This window comes from Luteithermobacter gelatinilyticus (genome assembly GCF_005849285.1).
GTDB lineage: Bacteria > Pseudomonadota > Alphaproteobacteria > Sphingomonadales > Emcibacteraceae > Luteithermobacter > Luteithermobacter gelatinilyticus.
The window spans coordinates 452,826-470,799 of record NZ_CP040517.1; the positions used below are offsets into that span (position 1 = coordinate 452,826).

A 17,974-nucleotide genomic window follows, 5' to 3' on the forward strand; every position below is an offset into this window, starting at 1 on the left:
ATTCTAGTGTGGTGAATTTGAAGTTCCTGTTATTGATTATGTCATACGACTTAGGAACTTCAAATTCAGAAACCACACTAGAGTCAAATAATTAACTAGTCTTCTTGTTGACTCTGAAATTCGAATAGCCTGCTACAAATATGATACGAACTTCAGAGTCAGAAGACTAGCCGACAGATTTCTGAGAGGTCCATAACATGGATCATGACAAGTCCAGCACTACACCACTTTCCCATGACGAATTCTCAGCCCTGATGGCGGAGGCGCTGGAGGGGGTGAGGCTGCCAGAGGGGGCATTGGTGGCGGCTGGCGTGTCTGGTGGAGCCGACAGCATGGCGCTGACGTTATTGTTGGACAGGTGGTGCCGCGCGAAGGGATATAACCTGGTGGCGCTGACCGTGGATCATGGCTTGCGAGCGGCTTCTTCTCAGGAAACGAGGCAGGTTTCTTCCTGGCTTGGTGGTCGGAAGATCCGTCATAAAATCCTGTCCTGGCAGGGCCGAAAACCATCAGCTTCACTCCAGGAAAACGCTCGTCGTGCCCGCTATCAGCTGATGGGAGAGTGGGCGGCGGGGCAAGGCGTTTCCCTGCTGTGTCTGGCGCATCATCAGGAAGACCAGGCGGAAACCTTTCTGCTGCGTCTGGCCCGGGGCAGCGGGGTGGACGGTCTGTCGGCCATGAAACCGCTCATGGAATATCCGCTGATCGGGGCCTATCCGGATCCGCACCGTTTGCCCAGACTGTGCCGGCCCCTGCTGGATATTCCCCGGGAGCGGCTCCGGGCCACCCTTCGGGTTCAGCATCAGGACTGGATTGAGGATCCCAGCAATGAGGACCGCCGCCATGCCCGGGTTCGGGTCCGACAGTTTCTGCAACACCCGGAAATTGATGGCCTGACACCCCGCCGCCTGGCAGATACCGCCCGACGCATGGGGCAGGTTCAGAAACTTCTGAATGAGTTGATGCATGAGGTCATGACAACGGCTGTGCGCATTGACCCGCTGGGGTATGTAACGGTGGATCGGGAAGCGATACGGGCGGCGCATCGGGAAATTGTGGTGCGGCTTCTGGCCGTTCTGGTTCGTGAAGTCGGTGGCAAGGATTATGGACCGCGTTTCGAAAAAATCGAAAAACTGTATGAGGCGCTGCACGATCCGGATTTCAAGGGGCAGACCATCGGAGGATGTGTGGTCCGTCCTGGCCAGGGCAGCGCGCGAAAACACAAGCCTGTGGTGGTGTGCCGGGAAGTGGCAGCCGTCAATGACGTCGCGGAACTGCAGCCGGGGCAAGCGCTTCTCTGGGATGGGCGGTTCAGGATCTATTCCCCCCGGATTGGGGGGCAGGTGGTCGTTATGGGTGTGGCGCGCTGGCATGAATTGTGCCATAAAACGCCAGATCTGAAGACGCGCTGGATGGCCCCGCCCGAAGCCGTAGTGAGCCTGCCCTGCCTGATTGATCGTGATGGCGTGGAGCGGGTGCCACACTTGGCGACACAGGCCACAGGGCAGGATGTGCAGATGGAATTTGTGCGGTTTTGGAACAAAACATGATAAAATGGTTGCCAAGAGGGCTTATTCTGGAAAAAACTGTGCCGAGTGGCTTGTTTGTCGCGGCCAAGCCCCTATTTTAATAGATGAAGTAATCCGGGTCATTTATCAATGCCCCGCCCCTTTTAACTTAGTGACACGTGGATAAATATGGGACGCAATCTTGCTTTTTGGGCGATAATCTTAATTCTGCTTTTGCTGTTGTATAATGTCTTTCAGGGGTCTGCGACCCAGGGACCGCGCAGTGAGCTGGCGTTTTCTGATTTCCTGGACAGGGTGGAAACTGGCCAGGTTCAGGAGGTCACCATTCAGGGGCACAGAATCAGGGGGCGGATGAATGACGGCAGCGGCAGCATGATGTTCCGCACATATGCTCCGGACGATCCGGAACTGGTCAAGCGGCTTCGGGAAAAAGGGGTGCGCATCATGGCAGAGCCGGTTGAGGACGGTTCGCTGCTGAATATTTTCCTGAGCTGGTTGCCGATGATCATCCTGATTGGCGTGTGGATTTTCTTCATGCGCCAGATGCAGGGCAGCAGCGGCAAGGCCATGGGTTTTGGCAAATCGAAAGCCAAGTTGCTGACAGAGCGGCAGGGTCGTGTCACCTTTGACGATGTGGCCGGCATTGACGAAGCCAAGGAAGAACTTGAAGAAATTGTCGAGTTCCTGAAAGATCCCCAGAAGTTTCAACGCCTGGGCGGTACTATCCCCAAAGGCGCGCTGTTGGTGGGACCGCCGGGTACTGGGAAAACCCTGCTGGCGCGGGCCATCGCCGGCGAAGCCAATGTGCCCTTCTTTACCATTTCGGGGTCTGATTTTGTGGAAATGTTTGTGGGCGTCGGCGCGAGCCGGGTGCGCGACATGTTCGATCAGGCCAAGAAAAATGCCCCCTGTATCATCTTCATCGACGAGATTGACGCGGTGGGCCGGCATCGTGGCGCGGGCCTGGGCGGCGGTAATGACGAGCGGGAACAGACCCTCAACCAGCTTTTGGTGGAAATGGACGGGTTCGAGGCCAATGAAGGCATTATTCTGGTGGCCGCGACCAACCGCCCCGATGTTCTGGACCCGGCGTTGTTGCGGCCGGGCCGGTTTGACCGCCAGGTGGTTGTGCCGCGTCCCGACGTTCTGGGCCGGGAGAAAATCCTTAAAGTGCATATGAAAAAGGTGCCGCTGGCGGCTGATGTGGACACTCGGGTGATTGCCCGGGGCACGCCGGGCTTTTCCGGAGCGGATCTTGCGAATCTGGTTAACGAGGCGGCTTTGCTGGCGGCGCGTAAAGGCAAACGGGTCGTCTCCATGGAGGATTTTGAATCCGCCAAGGACAAGGTGATGATGGGGGCGGAACGCCGCTCCATGGTCATGAGCGAAGAGGAAAAGAAACTCACCGCCTATCATGAAGCCGGTCATGCGCTGGTGGCGTTGCATTGTCCGGCATCAGACCCCGTGCATAAGGCAACCATTATTCCGCGCGGTCGGGCGCTCGGCATGGTCATGCGTCTGCCGGAACGGGATCAGTTGTCCATGAGTCGGGAAAAAATGCATGCGGATCTTGCGGTGGCCATGGGGGGACGCGTGGCTGAGGAAATCATTTTCGGTTATGACAAGGTCACCTCCGGCGCGGCATCGGATATTTCCCATGCTACGAAAATTGCGCGTGCCATGGTGACCAAATGGGGGATGAGCGACAAGCTCGGGCCCTTGGAATATGGGGAAAATCAGGAAGAGGTCTTCCTTGGGCATTCCGTAACCCGCAATCAGAATATTTCCGATGAAACGGCCAAACTGATTGATGAGGAAATCAAGCGGATCGTAGAGGAAGCCTATGAGAGGGCCCGCAAAATCCTGACGGAAAATATTGACGATCTGCATAAGCTGGCCAAGGCGCTGCTGGAATATGAAACCCTTACCGGAAGTGAAATCAAGGAACTGCTGGCCGGGAAAACGATTCAGCGGGGAGAATCCTATAAAGATTCCGATCAGAACCGTCCACGCCCGGGATCCGTTCCTTCCACGGAAACACCTCCTAAAGGAGATGATGGTCCCAAAGGCGTGGGATCCGATCCCGTTCCGGAAAGTTGAGGGCGTGTGATAGGGGAAGGCTGTCGGCCTGTCCTGAAGACTATGCATGAAGCGGCGCTGAGCGGGGAGCCGAGATGACGGCAAAACTTTATCTGCAACCTCTGGGGTTTCTCAGAGGTGCGCTCGCGCGTTCTGCCGAAGCTGCCGGACAGGCCCGGCGGCTGGCTGGACTGGATCTGTCTTTTACCCAGTTGCGTCTTATACGGCGGGCAGGCCCCCGGGAGGTGACGGAACAAATAGTTCCCGTTGGCGCCTTTGCAGATCATATGGCCGCGTATCCTGTCGAACAGAAAACCCAAATAAAGGATCTTTTTGCGCATCTTATCCGTCCGCGTCCCCCTTTGTGTCTGCCGGACGGAACGCGGCTTGATCTGCAAACTCCCCGGATCCAGGGCATCCTGAATGTCACGCCGGACAGTTTTTCCGACGGCGGGCGTTTTGATAAGGCTGCTGCTGCCCTCCGGCATGCCCGCTTCATGCATCAGGCCGGGGCCGATTTTATTGACATCGGTGGAGAATCCACCCGTCCTGGTGCGGAGCCGGTCTCCCTTGAAGAGGAGCTGGGTCGGGTCATTCCCCTGGTTGAAGAACTGGCGGGGGAAGGCATCCCGCTGTCTGTGGACACCCGGAATGCGCCCGTCATGGCGCAGGCGCTGGAAAAAGGGGCGCATATCATCAATGATGTAAGTGCGTTAACCCATGATCGGGATAGCCTGTCCGTGGTTGCCGCTTCGACGGCGCCTGTGATCCTGATGCATGCGCAGGGCTCCCCGCAAACCATGCAGCAGGATCCGCGCTATGATGATGTGGTGCTGGACGTGTTTGACTATTTAGAGGAACGCATAGGCTGCTGCCTCGAAGCCGGTATTTCCCGGGATCGCCTTATCGCGGATCCAGGCATCGGCTTTGGCAAGACGGTGGAACACAATCTGGCTCTGCTGCGGCATATTTCCCTGTTCCACGGCCTTGGCGTACCGCTTCTTTTGGGGGCGTCGCGCAAGAGTTTCATCGGCGCATTGAGCGGGGCGCAGACGGCAACGGACCGGTTGCCCGGTTCACTTGCCGCAGCACAGGCTTTCTGGGATCAGGGGGGGCAGATCGTCCGCGTTCATGATGTGGCCCAGACGCGCCAGGCGCTCACAATTTGGTCACATATCCATATTATTTAGACTGGGTACAACATGACTTTCTGTAAAAAGATTGTAGGAAAAGATGAGAGTCTGAGGAGGCGAACGCTGCTGAGCGGAGACTGTTGTCCAATGGTTTGTCCAATAATATTGTCTTAATCTTTTTGTCGTATTTGCAAGTTGCGTTTTATGGTTCATAAGGAACCGTTGAACATGTATTAAGAACTTTATGTTATGACCTTATGATAAGGTATCGTAAAGGAGGCGTGCGCAGAAATCTGGCGCGGAGTGAATCACAAGGTATAAGAAAAATGTCACGGAAATATTTCGGTACGGACGGTATTCGCGGCAGAGCGAATGAGGGGCATATGACAGCGGAAGTCGCCATGCGTGTGGGCATGGCGGCGGGTAAACATTTCACGCGCGGGGATCACAAACACCGGGTGGTGATCGGTAAGGATACACGGCTTTCGGGCTATATGCTGGAACCGGCGCTAGCGTCGGGATTTTTGTCCATGGGTATGGATGTGATCATGGTGGGACCGATGCCAACCCCGGCGGTGGCGATGATGACTCGTTCGCTCAGAGCCGATCTCGGGGTGATGATTTCCGCCTCTCACAACCCGTTTCAGGATAACGGTATCAAGCTGTTCGGGCCGGACGGTTATAAACTTTCGGACGAGATTGAAAAGGTTATTGAGGATCGGATGGACAACGGATATGCCGACCATCTGGCGCCGTCCGAAAAACTGGGCCGGGCACAGCGGTTGGAAAACGCCGTGGGCCGGTATATTGAGTTTGCCAAGAATACTTTTCCCAAAAATCTGCGCCTGGATGGCATGAAAATCGTGGTGGACTGCGCCAATGGTGCGGCCTACAAATCCGCCCCCAGTGTACTGTGGGAACTGGGGGCCGAGGTGGTGGCCGTAGGCGTATCCCCTAACGGCACCAATATCAACAAGGATTGCGGCTCGACCGCGCCGCAGCTGATGTGCGAACAGGTGGTGACCCACGGCGCCGATATTGGTATCGCCCTTGATGGGGATGCCGACCGGCTGATTATTTGTGATGAGAATGGCCGGATTATCGACGGGGACCAGTTGATGGCGACCATCGCCCAGTACTGGCAGGTGGCGGACAAATTGCGCGGTGGCGCGATCGCGGCCACGGTGATGTCTAATCTGGGGCTTGAGAAATATCTGGAACGGATCGGGCTGGATCTGATCCGCACTCAGGTGGGGGACCGGTATGTGGTTGAGGTAATGCGCGAGAAAAACCTGAACCTTGGCGGGGAACAGTCCGGTCATATTGTGCTTGGGGATTTCTGCACCACCGGTGATGGGCTGATTGCCGCGTTGCAAATTTTGGCGGTTCTGGTGAAAAACGGCCGGCCGGTGAGCGAGATCTGCCATCTGTTTGACCCTTATCCGCAGCTTCTGAAAAACGCCCGCTATAGCCCCGGGGCGGAGCCTCTTGAAAGCGATATTGTGAAAGAGGCCATTCGCGAAGGCGAAGAACGGCTCAACGGGGTGGGCCGGATCGTGATCCGCAAGTCCGGCACCGAACCCGTGATCCGGGTCATGGCGGAAGGGGAAGACGAAAAACTTGTCTCTTCGGTGGTGAATGATATTGTTTCTGTTGTAGAACAGACAACAGCAGCCTAAGACAACCCGTGCCTGACGATACAAAGCTTCATGGAAAGGTTCTGAGCATCGCCGGGTCTGACCCCAGCGGTGGGGCCGGCATTCAGGCCGATATTAAAACCATCACGGCGCTTGGCGGATATGCCATGACCGCCATTACCTCGCTGACGGTGCAGAACACCCGTGGGGTCACCGCGGCCGAGGCGGCCGCGCCTGATCTTGTGCGGGATCAGATGCTGGCCTGTATCGAGGATATCGGCGTTGACTGCTTCAAGAGCGGCATGCTGCATCATGCCGGCATTATCCGACGCGTGGCCGAAGTGCTGACGCAAAAGCGGGGGCAGACGCCCTATGTGCTGGACCCGGTTATGGTGTCCACCAGCGGCCATCAGCTTCTCGACCCCGAAGCCCGGGATTGCCTGGTGCGTGATTTGTTGCCGCTGGCAACCCTGGTCACCCCGAACCGTCCCGAAGCCGTTGCCTTAAGCGGCCTGGAGCGGATCGAAACCCTGGACGACATGCGCCGGGCGGGTCAAAAAATCCTCTCTCTAGGGGCAGGGGCGGTGCTAATCAAAGGCGGGCATATGCCGGGGGAGCGGCTTGTGGATCTGTTGCTGACGAGGGGGGAAGAACATCTCTATGAGAGCGCGCGACTGGAAACCCGTCATACCCATGGCACGGGGTGCACCCTGGCCTCGGCCATTGCCACGGGGCTGGCGCAGGGCCTGTCCCTGCCCAAGGCTGTCGGGCGGGGCCATCTTTATGTGGCCCGGGCCATTGCCACGGCCCCGGGGTTCGGTGGCGGCCATGGCCCGCTCAATCACCTTGTATCTGCTGACTGATCTCTTTATAACAGAGTCCTGAGTGTAAAAATGAAGCCGGAGACGCGGGGAGGTTCAGCGTGTCCGCACCATATGATTTGGAGTGATGAATGTTTAAAAACGGTATCTGTGGGATTGTTGCCGCTTTAGTTTTTTCATTGTTCAGCCTGTCTCAGGCGAATTTTTCCCAAGCTCAGACCATGGAGCAGCTCAACGACAAATTCCGTCAGTTGGATGAGGTTCTGCCGACGCCGAACAATTATCGCACGGCCTCCGGCGCACCGGGGCATGCTTATTGGCAACAACAGGTAGATTACAAGATCGACGTCACTCTTGATGATGAAAAACAACGCCTCAGAGGGCGTGAAGTCATCAAATATCACAATAATTCCCCCGATCCGTTACGTTACCTCTGGCTGCAGCTGGACCAGAACCGGTTTTCCAGGGATTCCCTGGACCGTCAGACCCGGACCATGAGCCGGCCTAACAAAATGAGTTTTGATGCTTTTGGACAGGCAGTCCATGAAACGGAATTTTCCGGCGGGCACCAGATTCTTTCGGTCAAGGATAGCGGCGGGGCGGATCTGCCCTATACCATTGTCCAAACCATGATGCGGGTGGACCTGCCGGCGCCGTTGCGTCCGGGCCAGAGCATGGAATTTTCCGTGGAATGGGCCTATCAGATCGTGGACGGCACTAAAATCCGTTCCCGCGGGGGGTATGAATATTTCAAGGAAGACGGCAACTATATTTACGAGATTTCCCGCTGGTTCCCGCGCCTGGCTGCCTATTCCGATTATGAAGGCTGGCACAATAAACAATTTATCGGCCGTGGTGAATTTACCCTGGAATTTGGCGATTACGAGGTGGCCATTACGGTACCGGCCGATCATATCGTGGCGGCCACCGGGGTGTTGCAGAACGCCGATGAAGTCTTGAGCCGGGAACAGCTTAAACGTCTGAAAAAAGCGCGTACTTCGGACAAGGTGGTGGAAATCGTAACCCAGGAAGAAGCTCTGGAAAATCAGAAAACCAAGGCCACCACAACAAAAACCTGGCGTTTCAGGGCGCAGAATGTGCGGGATTTCGCCTTTGCTTCTTCGCGCCGGTTTATCTGGGACGCAATGGGCTATAAACAAAAGGAAAACGGCCAGACCGTCATGGCCATGTCATTCTATCCGGAAGAGGCCAACCCCTTGTGGGGGCAGTATTCCACCCATGCGGTGATACACACTCTTGAAGTGTATAACAAATATGCCCTGACCTATCCTTATCCGGTGGCGATTTCCGTGCACGGGCCGGTCACCGGCGGCATGGAATATCCTATGATCAGCTTCAACGGCTACCGGCCCACCCAACATAAGGACGGTACCCGCACGTATGAACGGCGCACCAAATATGGCCTGATCAGCGTGGTCATTCACGAGGTGGGGCACAATTATTTCCCGATGATCGTCAATTCCGATGAACGGCAATGGACTTGGATGGATGAAGGGCTGAACACCTTTTTACAGTATCTGGCCGAACAGGAATGGGAAGACGATTACCCCTCCCGCCGGGGCGAACCCTATAAAATTGTGGATTATATGAAAAGCAAATCCCAGGTGCCGATCATGACCAACTCGGAATCCCTGCTGCAATTCGGCAACAATGCCTATGCCAAGCCGGCCACGGCGCTGAACATTTTGCGGGAATCCATCATGGGGCGGGAACTGTTTGATTTTGCCTTCCGGGAGTATGCCCGGCGCTGGCAGTTCAAACGGCCGACCCCGGCAGATTTCTTCCGCACCATGGAAGATGCCTCGGGCGTGGATCTGGACTGGTTCTGGCGGGGCTGGTTCTATACCACCGACCATGTGGATATTTCCCTCGACAAGGTGGAACTGGTGCATCTGGACAGCAAGGATCCGGACAAGGAGGAACCCTGGCGCAAGCAACAGGACGAGGCGCGCCCGGAAACCCTGTCGGAGCAACGCAACAAGGCCCTGCCGAAACGGCTTGACGCCTATCCTGAACTCAAGGATTTTTACAACAAATATGACGAATATACCGTTACCGACAAACAGCGCGAGGATTACAAGGCGTTTCTTGAGAGCCTGAAGGAAGAGGAACGGCAGTTGTTGCAGGAAGACGCCCATATCTACATGCTGGATTTCAGCAACAAGGGCGGTTTGGTGATGCCGATTTACCTTGAAGTGACCTATGAGGATGGTTCCACCGAGGAAATCCGCTGGGCGGCCGAGGTCTGGAAACAGAACACGAAACATATCCGCAAGATGCTGTTAAGCGACAAGAAAATTCGTTCCGTCACGCTGGATCCGCATCTGGAAACGGCGGATACGGATCTGTCTAACAACCATTATCCGCGCCGGATCGAAGAAAAAACCCGCTTTGAGCTTTATAAAACCAAAAAGAAACGGGACATGATGCGTGAGATGATGGAAAAGAAAAACAATAAGGCCAAGAAAAAGGATTAAAGACGGTTCCGATGAGGCGTGTCTTTGCAGCTTTCTGTAGTCTTGTCATGATGGTAGGCGTCGCTGAAATCAGCGGCGCTCACCGTTTCTATGCGGCCTTTACCCAGATTGATCTGCATCCGGAGCGAGGGGTTATACAGATTACGCACCGGTTGTTTACCCATGATGTGGAGGATCTGATCCGCCAGCGTCTCGACCGGGAAAAGGGGCCGGGGGCGGAACTTCTTGATCAGGATATTGATGATTTCCTGCGCCAATATATCGGCGGCAGTTTTGCGCTTTATGACGAGACGGGTGTGGCGGTCCCGCTTACCTGGGTCGGACATGAATTCAACATTGATGATATCTATGTCTATCAGGAAGCCCCTTTGCCGGATGGGCTGTCACGGCTGGGTGTCATCCACAAACTGTTTATGGATGTCTTTGCCGATCAAAAAAATACCGTTAATATAGAACGGGCTGGCGAAGTGCAGACCCGAATATTCCGCAAGGGTGACGGCGTGCAGTTTGTGGCGTTCCCGCAAGACTGATGTTGAACAAGACTGATGTCGAAAGAAACGGAATAGACGGTCGGAAAGAACTGAAAAAGCAAGGGGCGAGGGTTTGAAATACAGGCTCATGCACAGAGCGGGAATCGGGCTCTGTCTTTTTTTGCTGGGGGTTGCGGTCAGCGGGTATTGGCGGCCGTCCAAGGGCCATGATGTGCCATCTCCCGAGGATCAGGCCCTTGAGCAGGACGCCCTAGACCATGTTGCAGCAGAGACAAATGCCGCGCTGGCGGCGGCCAGTCCCGCCGCAGGAGAACAACAGTCGGCGTTGAAGCCACTGGTATTCCGGCCCTGGTTGCCGTTGCCGGATGGTTTTTCCTTATCAGAGTTTGCGTTATCCTTTGATGCCTATTTTCGCGAACAGCTTACCCGGGCCGGTGTGCCGGGCGGTGCCTATGCCATTGTCGAAGGGGGGCGGGTGGTGAAAATGGGCAGTTATGGCGTGCGCCGGTTGGGCGGGACGGCCCCTGTGGACGAACACACAGTGTTTCGCCTGGCTTCCGTCTCCAAGACCTTTGCCGCGGGACTCAGCGCCCGGCTGGTGGAAGAACGGAAATTTTCCTGGGAAGATCGCATCAACCAGTATGTTCCGGATTTTCGGTTCAGAACACCGGAATATTCCCGCGACCTTCAGGTGCAGCACATTCTCTCGCAAAGTTCCGGTCTGATCCCCAATGCCTATGACAATCTGCTGGAAGCCAATGTGCCGCTGCCGAAAATTATTTCCAAATTTTCAGACCTGGACCCTTATTGTGCGCCGGGAGAATGTTATGGGTATCAGAATGTGCTCTATAGCCTCATTCAGCCTGTGATGGAACAGGCCACGGCATCCAGTTATGAGCAGCTGATGCAGGAGGAAATCTTTGCCCCGCTGGGCATGGAGGATGCATCGGTGGGGCTGGAAGGGTTTCTGTCCAGCCCCAACCGCGCTACACCGCATATCAAAACCCGTTCCGGCTGGAAAGTCGGGCGGGTTGATCCCAGTTATTATTCCGTCTTGCCAGCGGCGGGCGTGAATGCCAGTGTTGTGGATCTGGCCAAATGGCTGTCGGCGCAATTGGGATATGAACCGGAAGTGTTAACGCCCGAAATGCTGGCGACCCTGACCGAACCGCGGGTGCGAACCCAAAGGGAATTGCGCCGGCGGGGCTGGCGTAATTATATTGAAGACGCCTATTATGGTCTGGGCTGGCGGATCTATCATTTTGGTACCGAGGAACTGGTTTATCACAGTGGCTGGGTGTCGGGGTTTCGTGCTGATGTGGCCTATTCCCGTCGCCATAATATTGGCCTTGTCATCCTCTTGAATGCGGAATCCAATGTGATCAGCGACCTCAGCACCCATTTTTGGTCCGCCATCCTGCAGCCGGCGGAATAACCGGTTACGGCCACAGGGCCAGGACAATCCCATAAACGGCAAACTGGACCGTGTGATAACCGCCGTCAATCATCAGCAGCCGGGTGGATTTGTCGGCAAACTGGTAATTGATGCCGAAACTGGTGGCGGCAAAAGCAATGCCGACAACCAGACCCCGGCGCAGTCCTTCAAGCCATGTTGGGTTGGCAAGGTCGCCCATGATATAATAGGCAAAGCCTGCTGCGGCGATCAGCGAAAATATAAAACTCAGGCCATAAACCTTGGCTGGATGTCCGTGCTGGGCGTTCGGGTCATAATTGTTGTCTTCCATCCAGGCGGTCCCAAACACCTTGGGTGAATACCACACGGCGCCGAGCGCATAGGAAATGATGGTGGCAATCAGAACGGCCAGAAGATTGATTTGTTCCATTGTTGTCTCCTCTCCCTTTTTGGAATGGGAAATATAGCACAATGGCGTAAAATCTCATAGGAATCAGAATTTTACGTAGGACAATATCTGACATCCGCCAGTCTTTTGACCCGGAGAATCGGGGCATCTGAAAAAAGTCAGGAATTTGAAGATTTCACAACCCGGAAACATTATGCCGGAGAACATCACCTGGCGGTGCTGATCAATGGAAAACCTTTTAAAACTGCGCAGTTCTGGGTGGAGTGCTGAATATTCTTCGATCCCTATTTTTATTTGTCGCATAATCTTCACTTGACGGATGGCGCCGGATCTTTATAGTCCGCTGTGGGCTATCCCTCCCCAACGAGGGACGCCTATTCTGGAAGGAATAGGAGATACAGATATGAAACCAGAAGTGAAGCCAGCGAATCCGCTGTTTTCGTCAGGCCCGTGCGCCAAACGCCCGGGTTGGACGCTCGAAGTTCTCAAAAATGCCCCTCTCGGCCGGTCCCATCGCGCCAAAGTGGGGAAATCCAGACTTAAAGAAGCTATTGACCGGACCGCCGCCCTTCTTGGGGTGCCGGAAGGGTATCGGGTGGGCATTGTGCCGGGCTCGGATACGGGAGCTGTGGAAATGGCCCTGTGGTCGCTCCTGGGCGCGCGCGGTGTGGACGTGCTGGCCTGGGAAAGTTTTGGCAAGGGCTGGGTGACCGATGTGGTCAAGCAGCTCAAATTGGACGATGTGCGGGTCATGGAAGCCGATTATGGCGAATTGCCGGATCTTTCCAAGGTTGACCCGGCCCGTGACGTGGTTTTCACCTGGAATGGAACAACTTCAGGGGTCAAGGTGCCAAACGGAGACTGGATTGCCAGCGACCGGGCGGGCCTGACCATCTGTGACGCGACGTCTGCGGCTTTCGCCATGGACCTGCCGTTTGACAAGCTGGATGTGGTAACCTTCAGCTGGCAGAAGGTGCTGGGCGGGGAAGCTGCGCACGGGGTGATCATCCTTTCGCCCCGGGCCGTGGAGCGTTTGGAAAGCTATACACCGAAATGGCCGCTGCCAAAGATTTTCCGCCTGACCAAGGGCGGCAAGCTGATTGACGGTATTTTCAGCGGTGCTACCATCAATACCCCGTCCATGCTGTGTGTGGAGGATTATCTGGATGCGCTCAGCTGGGCGGAAATCGTCGGGGGCCTGGAAGGTCTGATCAAACGCTCCGAAGCCAATCTGGCCGTATTGAGGGCCTGGGTGGAAAAATCTCCCAATGTGGCTTTCTTGGCCAAGGACCCGGCCACAGTATCTAATACCTCCGTCTGTCTGAATATCACGGCCCCGTGGTTTACGGCCCTTGGACAAGAGGACCAGGCCGCTGCCGCCAAAAAGGTGGTGGCCCTGTTGGAAGAAGAAGGGGCTGCCTATGACATCGGCGCCTATCGGGATGCGCCGGCGGGATTGCGCATCTGGGCCGGCTCTACGGTCGAAACCGCGGATCTTGAAAAGCTAATTCCGTGGATTGAATGGGCGCTTGACGAGGTAAAAACCTCTTACGCCTGAGCGATAAAAGCCGGTCGCATTCTGCGGCCGGTCCGTGGTGGACTTCCCCGAAACAATCTTTCGGGTGAAAATCAAGACAAAAGAGCGAAAGGTAAAAGTGATGGTTAAGGTCCTGATTTCGGACAAACTGAGCCCCCTGGCCAAGGAAATTTTTGAAAGACGCGGCATCATTGCCGATCAGATTGTTGGCATGACGCCGGAAGAATTGATTGCGAAAATTCCCGAATATGACGGGTTGGCGATCCGCTCCGCCACCAAGGTTACGGCCGAGGTGCTGGATGCCGCCGAAAACCTGAAAGTGGTGGGCCGCGCCGGCATCGGTGTGGACAATGTGGATATCAAGGCGGCCACAGCCCGGGGTGTGGTGGTGATGAATACGCCGTTCGGCAACAGCATTACAACAGCGGAACACGCCATTGCTATGATGTTTGCCCTGGCCCGGCAGATTCCCCAGGCCAACGCCTCCACCCATGCCGGAAAATGGGAAAAATCCAAATTCATGGGGGTTGAACTGACCTCCAAAACCCTGGGCGTCATCGGCTGCGGCAATATTGGCTCCATAGCCGCCGAACGGGCGTTGGGTCTGAAAATGAAGGTGGTGGCCTATGATCCGTTCCTGTCGGCCGAGCGGGCCGAGGAACTGGGCGTGGAAAAGGTGGAACTGGATGAACTGTTTGCCCGGGCTGATTTTATCACCCTGCATACCCCGCTGACCGACAGCACCCGCGGCATCATCGGCCGTGATGCCTTTGCCAAGATGAAGGATGGGGTTCGCATCATCAACTGCGCCCGTGGGGGGCTGGTGGATGAGCTGGCCCTGCTGGATGCCCTTAACAGTGGGAAGGTCGCCGGGGCGGCGCTGGATGTGTTTTCGGAAGAACCAGCCCGTGAAAACCCGCTGTTTGGTCATGAAAAAGTGGTGGCTACTCCCCATCTTGGCGCGTCCACAACGGAAGCCCAGGTCAATGTGGCGGTGCAGGTGGCTGAGCAGATGGCCGACTACCTGTTGGATGGGGCCGTAACCAATGCACTCAACATGCCGTCTGTGACGGCAGAGGAAGCCACGCGCCTCAACCCCTATATGAAACTTGCTGGAGAATTGGGCAGTTTTGCCGGACAGTTGACGGAAAATGCCCTGCAAAGCATCCATATTGAATATCAGGGGGATGTGACGGAACTTAATATCCGTCCGCTGACAGCCATTGTTGTGGAAGGGGTGCTTCAGCCGCTAATGGATAGTGTGAATATGGTTAACGCCATGGCCATTGCCAAGGAGCGCGATATTGACATTATTGAAAGTAAAAATGAGGGCGAGGGCGATTATCACACCCTGATCCGGGTCACCGTTACCACCGACAAACAAACCCGAACCGTCGCTGGCACGTTGTTCGCCGACCGGCGCCCGCGGATTGTGGAAGTCAAAGGCATTCGTCTTGAGGCCGAACTGACCAAACATATGCTGTATGTTACCAATGAAGACCTGCCAGGCTTCATCGGGGCGCTGGGCACGACCCTGGGCGATGCCGGTTTGAACATTGCCACGTTCAGCCTGGGGCGCAAGGATGCCGGAGGGGAAGCAATTGCTCTTGTAGCTATTGACCAACCGGCGTCGGAGGAGGTGCTGGCCAAGGTGCAGAACCTGCCGCATGTGCGTCAGGTTAAGGCCCTGAATTTCTGAGAATAGGAATTTTTAGCGGGTAATATACCTGTATCCATCAACTGGGAGGCATTTTGCCTCCCTTTTTTATGGGGGCTGGGGAACGGATCCGTTCCAGGGTAGAGCCAATCTCATCACAATTCACTCTAATTATACTTATTCTTTATTAATTCATAAGATCTTATTATGATTGGAAGTATTGCACCGGGAAAGCCGGAAGTGAATCTCTAGAAGGCCGGGGATAGATGCGAAAGCTTATCATATTCTGGATCATGATGTCTGTCTCGACGGCCTGTTATGGCGGGGAAGAGCAACCGAACCCGGTTTTCAGTATTTTCGATACCTTCCCTTATTACTGGCTTGAGGGCGATCCGGAAAACCCTAGGCGCAAAGGGTTATATACAGAACTTGTCAATCTGATCGCGCATGAAGCAGGGCAGGACTTTACACTCAGAACCCATCCTTTCGCCCGGGTGTTGTATTCACTGAAAACGGGAAATACCGATTTTTCCATGATTGCCCTGATTGATAATAAAGGACGCGGGGTCAATGTTGTGGCGCCGCTGGTTTGCTCCTCGATGATTCTGATACCACGCAAAGGGTCCGGTATTCGGACCCTCAAAGATATCAAGGGCAAAAGAATTGCTTTTACCGGGCGCAGTGTTTTTGAAAAAAGCGGTTATACAAAGCAGGATATCATACCGGTTCGCCTGTCCCAGCCGCGGCTGTATTTTTCCATGATGGTCACGGGACGGCTGGATGCTTTTGTCATGAACGAGGTCATGTATTACGCCTATTTGCAGCACCTGACGCAGGCATCGGATTTTCCGGAAGATTTTCTGTCTTATGTTGGGGACCCGGTCCGTGTGACCGGGTATCAGCTAGGGCTTGTGGTTTCACAAAAATCCGCTTATGCCCATCTTGTCCCCCGCCTAACAGAAAGTGTGAGACGTCTTCATGAAAGAGGCGCCATTCAGGAAACGTTTCGCCGTTACGGATCGGATTTACCTGTCACATGTTCCGGGGAGGCCCAAGAATGACCGCGCGGCGCTTTGACACTCAAGTCACGGACAGCCTGTCTTTTAAACTTGCCAAAACAGCGGTGCTTTTGGCGTTGGCCATCGGGGTAACATTGTCTTTAGTGCAGGTCTATCTGGATTTTGTGGAAGAGGAAAGGTCCCTTGAGGCAAAAATTCAGGAGATCCTCTATGTGGTGGAAAAGCCTGCGGCGCGCGCGGTCTATATTCTTGATGAACAATTGGCCCAGCATGTGCTGGAAGGGCTTATGGTTTATGACTTCGTGGATTACGCCGCGCTGACAGATGATATGGGGCAAAAGCTGGCTTCTGTTTCCCGTGCCCCGACGGAAAGCGTAACGCACTGGTTAAGTGACAGGCTTTTGGCAGGGGAAACGGAATTCTCCATACCCTTACCGCTTCCGGGGGAAGCGATGGGCGTAACGGGACGGCTTGACATCCGGATAAACCGGGATGCGGCCCTCGCTGGATTTTATGACCGGGCGGTGACGGTTTTTTTTACCGGGGTTGTGCGCAATATGCTGCTGGTACTGCTGCTGTATCTGGCTTTTTATTATATTGTTGCTCGCCCTCTCAAAGGTCTGTCCCGTAAAATTAGCGCCGTGGACCCGGCTGCCCCTGACCGCCGGCCAGTGGAGGTTCCTGCCGGACATGAGGAGGACGAATTTGGTCTTCTGGCCCGCTCCTTCAATGATTTTGCGGCGGCCATCAACCGGCAATATGACAAATTGAAACACACCCAGCAGGAATTGGCTTTTGCCCGTGACGAACTGATCCAGGAACTGCAAGCGCATAAGGAGACCGGCGCACATCTGGTGGAGATGAAACTCAAGGCAGACAAGGCCAATCAGGCCAAGTCCTATTTTCTGGCCAATATGAGCCATGAGCTTCGCACCCCACTGAATGCCATTATCGGTTTTGCGTCTTTGATTTCAGGGGAAACCCTGGGCCCGGTTGGTCATGAGACCTATAAGGAATATTTACGTGAAATTGAGCTGGCGGGCCGCAATCTGACGAATCTCTTGGGACAGATACTGGACCTGGCGCGTATTGAATCCGGAGGCTTTGAATTGCAGGAAACCACGTTTTCCGTGTCCGATCTCATCGAGAACTGCCTGTTGTCCTATCAGACATTTCTGGATGAAAAACGTCTGATTCTGGTCAAGAATCTGGATGAGAATCTGGGGCAAATCCAGGGGGACCGTCTGCGCCTGCGTCAGGTTTTGGCGAATATTCTTTCCAATGCTGTCAAATTCTCGCCGGAAGGCGGCAAAATTACGGTGTCAGCACATTATCAAGAAGACAGGTCGTTTCTGATCTCTGTTGCCGATGAAGGGGTTGGCATTCCCCAGGACAAACTTGAACATGTTCTGGAACCTTTTGTGCAGGCGGATGTCAATTATAATAAGGTTTATCAGGGAGCTGGGCTTGGCCTGTCCCTGTCCAGCTCGCTGGTGAAGTTGCATGGCGGTAAAATCTGGATTGAAAGCCGGGAGAAAAAAGGCACGACGGTATATATCGAAATACCGGAAAAGCGGGTGATGGATCAGCCGGAAGTAAAATAGGGTATTCCGGAAGCCAGGTGGCTGTGTTTCCCAACTTTTCTGATTTCCCTTTGGATTCTTCCGGCTCTGGTGATATAAGCACGGCGGCGCCCGATGACTTGTTTCGTGAGGTAGCATCATAAAGATAATGACCCATGCTGATGGGG

At 54.8% G+C, this 17,974-nt stretch carries 13 protein-coding genes; 12 read left to right on the forward strand and 1 reads right to left on the reverse strand.

Annotation, left to right across the window (positions count from 1 at the left end):
• The first annotated feature begins 197 nt into the window (after window positions 1–197).
• The 8 genes from tilS (at window position 198) to FE788_RS02080 (ending at window position 11,623) form a co-directional block, all read left to right on the forward strand.
• Window positions 198–1,550, forward strand: a complete 1,353-nt coding sequence (gene tilS / locus FE788_RS02045; RefSeq protein WP_138379068.1) for a tRNA lysidine(34) synthetase TilS — start codon at window positions 198–200, stop codon at window positions 1,548–1,550.
• 147 nt (window positions 1,551–1,697) lie between these two features.
• Entirely contained in the window at window positions 1,698–3,629 is a 1,932-nt protein-coding gene (ftsH, locus tag FE788_RS02050; protein ID WP_138379069.1) for an ATP-dependent zinc metalloprotease FtsH, read from the forward strand.
• Between the two features lie 74 nt (window positions 3,630–3,703).
• Window positions 3,704–4,798 (forward strand): dihydropteroate synthase, encoded by a 1,095-nt coding sequence (gene folP, locus FE788_RS02055; RefSeq protein WP_138379070.1) that lies wholly within the window; start codon window positions 3,704–3,706, stop codon window positions 4,796–4,798.
• 269 nt (window positions 4,799–5,067) lie between these two features.
• Complete coding sequence (gene glmM, locus FE788_RS02060; RefSeq protein ID WP_138379071.1) at window positions 5,068–6,420, forward strand: phosphoglucosamine mutase; 1,353 nt, start codon at window positions 5,068–5,070, stop codon at window positions 6,418–6,420.
• A gap of 8 nt (window positions 6,421–6,428) precedes the next feature.
• The gene (gene thiD, locus FE788_RS02065) at window positions 6,429–7,241 is read left to right on the forward strand and encodes a bifunctional hydroxymethylpyrimidine kinase/phosphomethylpyrimidine kinase (protein ID WP_138379072.1); all 813 of its coding nucleotides are present in this window, start codon (window positions 6,429–6,431) and stop codon (window positions 7,239–7,241) included.
• An 89-nt stretch (window positions 7,242–7,330) separates the two neighbouring features.
• Window positions 7,331–9,697 (forward strand): M1 family metallopeptidase, encoded by a 2,367-nt coding sequence (locus FE788_RS02070; RefSeq protein ID WP_138379073.1) that lies wholly within the window; start codon window positions 7,331–7,333, stop codon window positions 9,695–9,697.
• Between the two features lie 11 nt (window positions 9,698–9,708).
• A complete protein-coding gene (locus FE788_RS02075; protein ID WP_138379074.1) occupies window positions 9,709–10,227 on the forward strand; it encodes a DUF6702 family protein in 519 nt (172 codons plus the stop codon).
• Between the two features lie 73 nt (window positions 10,228–10,300).
• The gene (locus FE788_RS02080) at window positions 10,301–11,623 is read left to right on the forward strand and encodes a serine hydrolase domain-containing protein (protein ID WP_210414098.1); all 1,323 of its coding nucleotides are present in this window, start codon (window positions 10,301–10,303) and stop codon (window positions 11,621–11,623) included.
• Window positions 11,624–11,627: 4 nt separating this feature from the next.
• Here the strand turns inward: FE788_RS02080 and FE788_RS02085 are convergent, their stop codons facing one another.
• Complete coding sequence (locus tag FE788_RS02085; protein ID WP_138379075.1) at window positions 11,628–12,032, reverse strand: DUF1761 domain-containing protein; 405 nt, start codon at window positions 12,030–12,032, stop codon at window positions 11,628–11,630.
• A gap of 382 nt (window positions 12,033–12,414) precedes the next feature.
• On the opposite strand from FE788_RS02085, the gene FE788_RS02090 reads away from it, so the two are divergent.
• The 4 genes from FE788_RS02090 to FE788_RS02105 all read left to right on the forward strand — a co-directional run bounded on the left by FE788_RS02090 (window position 12,415) and on the right by FE788_RS02105 (window position 17,828).
• Window positions 12,415–13,569 (forward strand): phosphoserine transaminase, encoded by a 1,155-nt coding sequence (locus FE788_RS02090; protein WP_138379076.1) that lies wholly within the window; start codon window positions 12,415–12,417, stop codon window positions 13,567–13,569.
• 100 nt (window positions 13,570–13,669) lie between these two features.
• Window positions 13,670–15,247, forward strand: coding sequence for a phosphoglycerate dehydrogenase (gene serA / locus FE788_RS02095; RefSeq protein WP_138379077.1), 1,578 nt, complete (start codon window positions 13,670–13,672; stop codon window positions 15,245–15,247).
• A gap of 224 nt (window positions 15,248–15,471) precedes the next feature.
• A complete protein-coding gene (locus FE788_RS02100) occupies window positions 15,472–16,266 on the forward strand; it encodes a substrate-binding periplasmic protein (RefSeq protein WP_138379078.1) in 795 nt (264 codons plus the stop codon).
• Complete coding sequence (locus FE788_RS02105) at window positions 16,263–17,828, forward strand: sensor histidine kinase (protein WP_168190225.1); 1,566 nt, start codon at window positions 16,263–16,265, stop codon at window positions 17,826–17,828. Before FE788_RS02100 ends, FE788_RS02105 begins: the two co-directional genes overlap by 4 nt.
• Window positions 17,829–17,974: the final 146 nt, after the last annotated feature.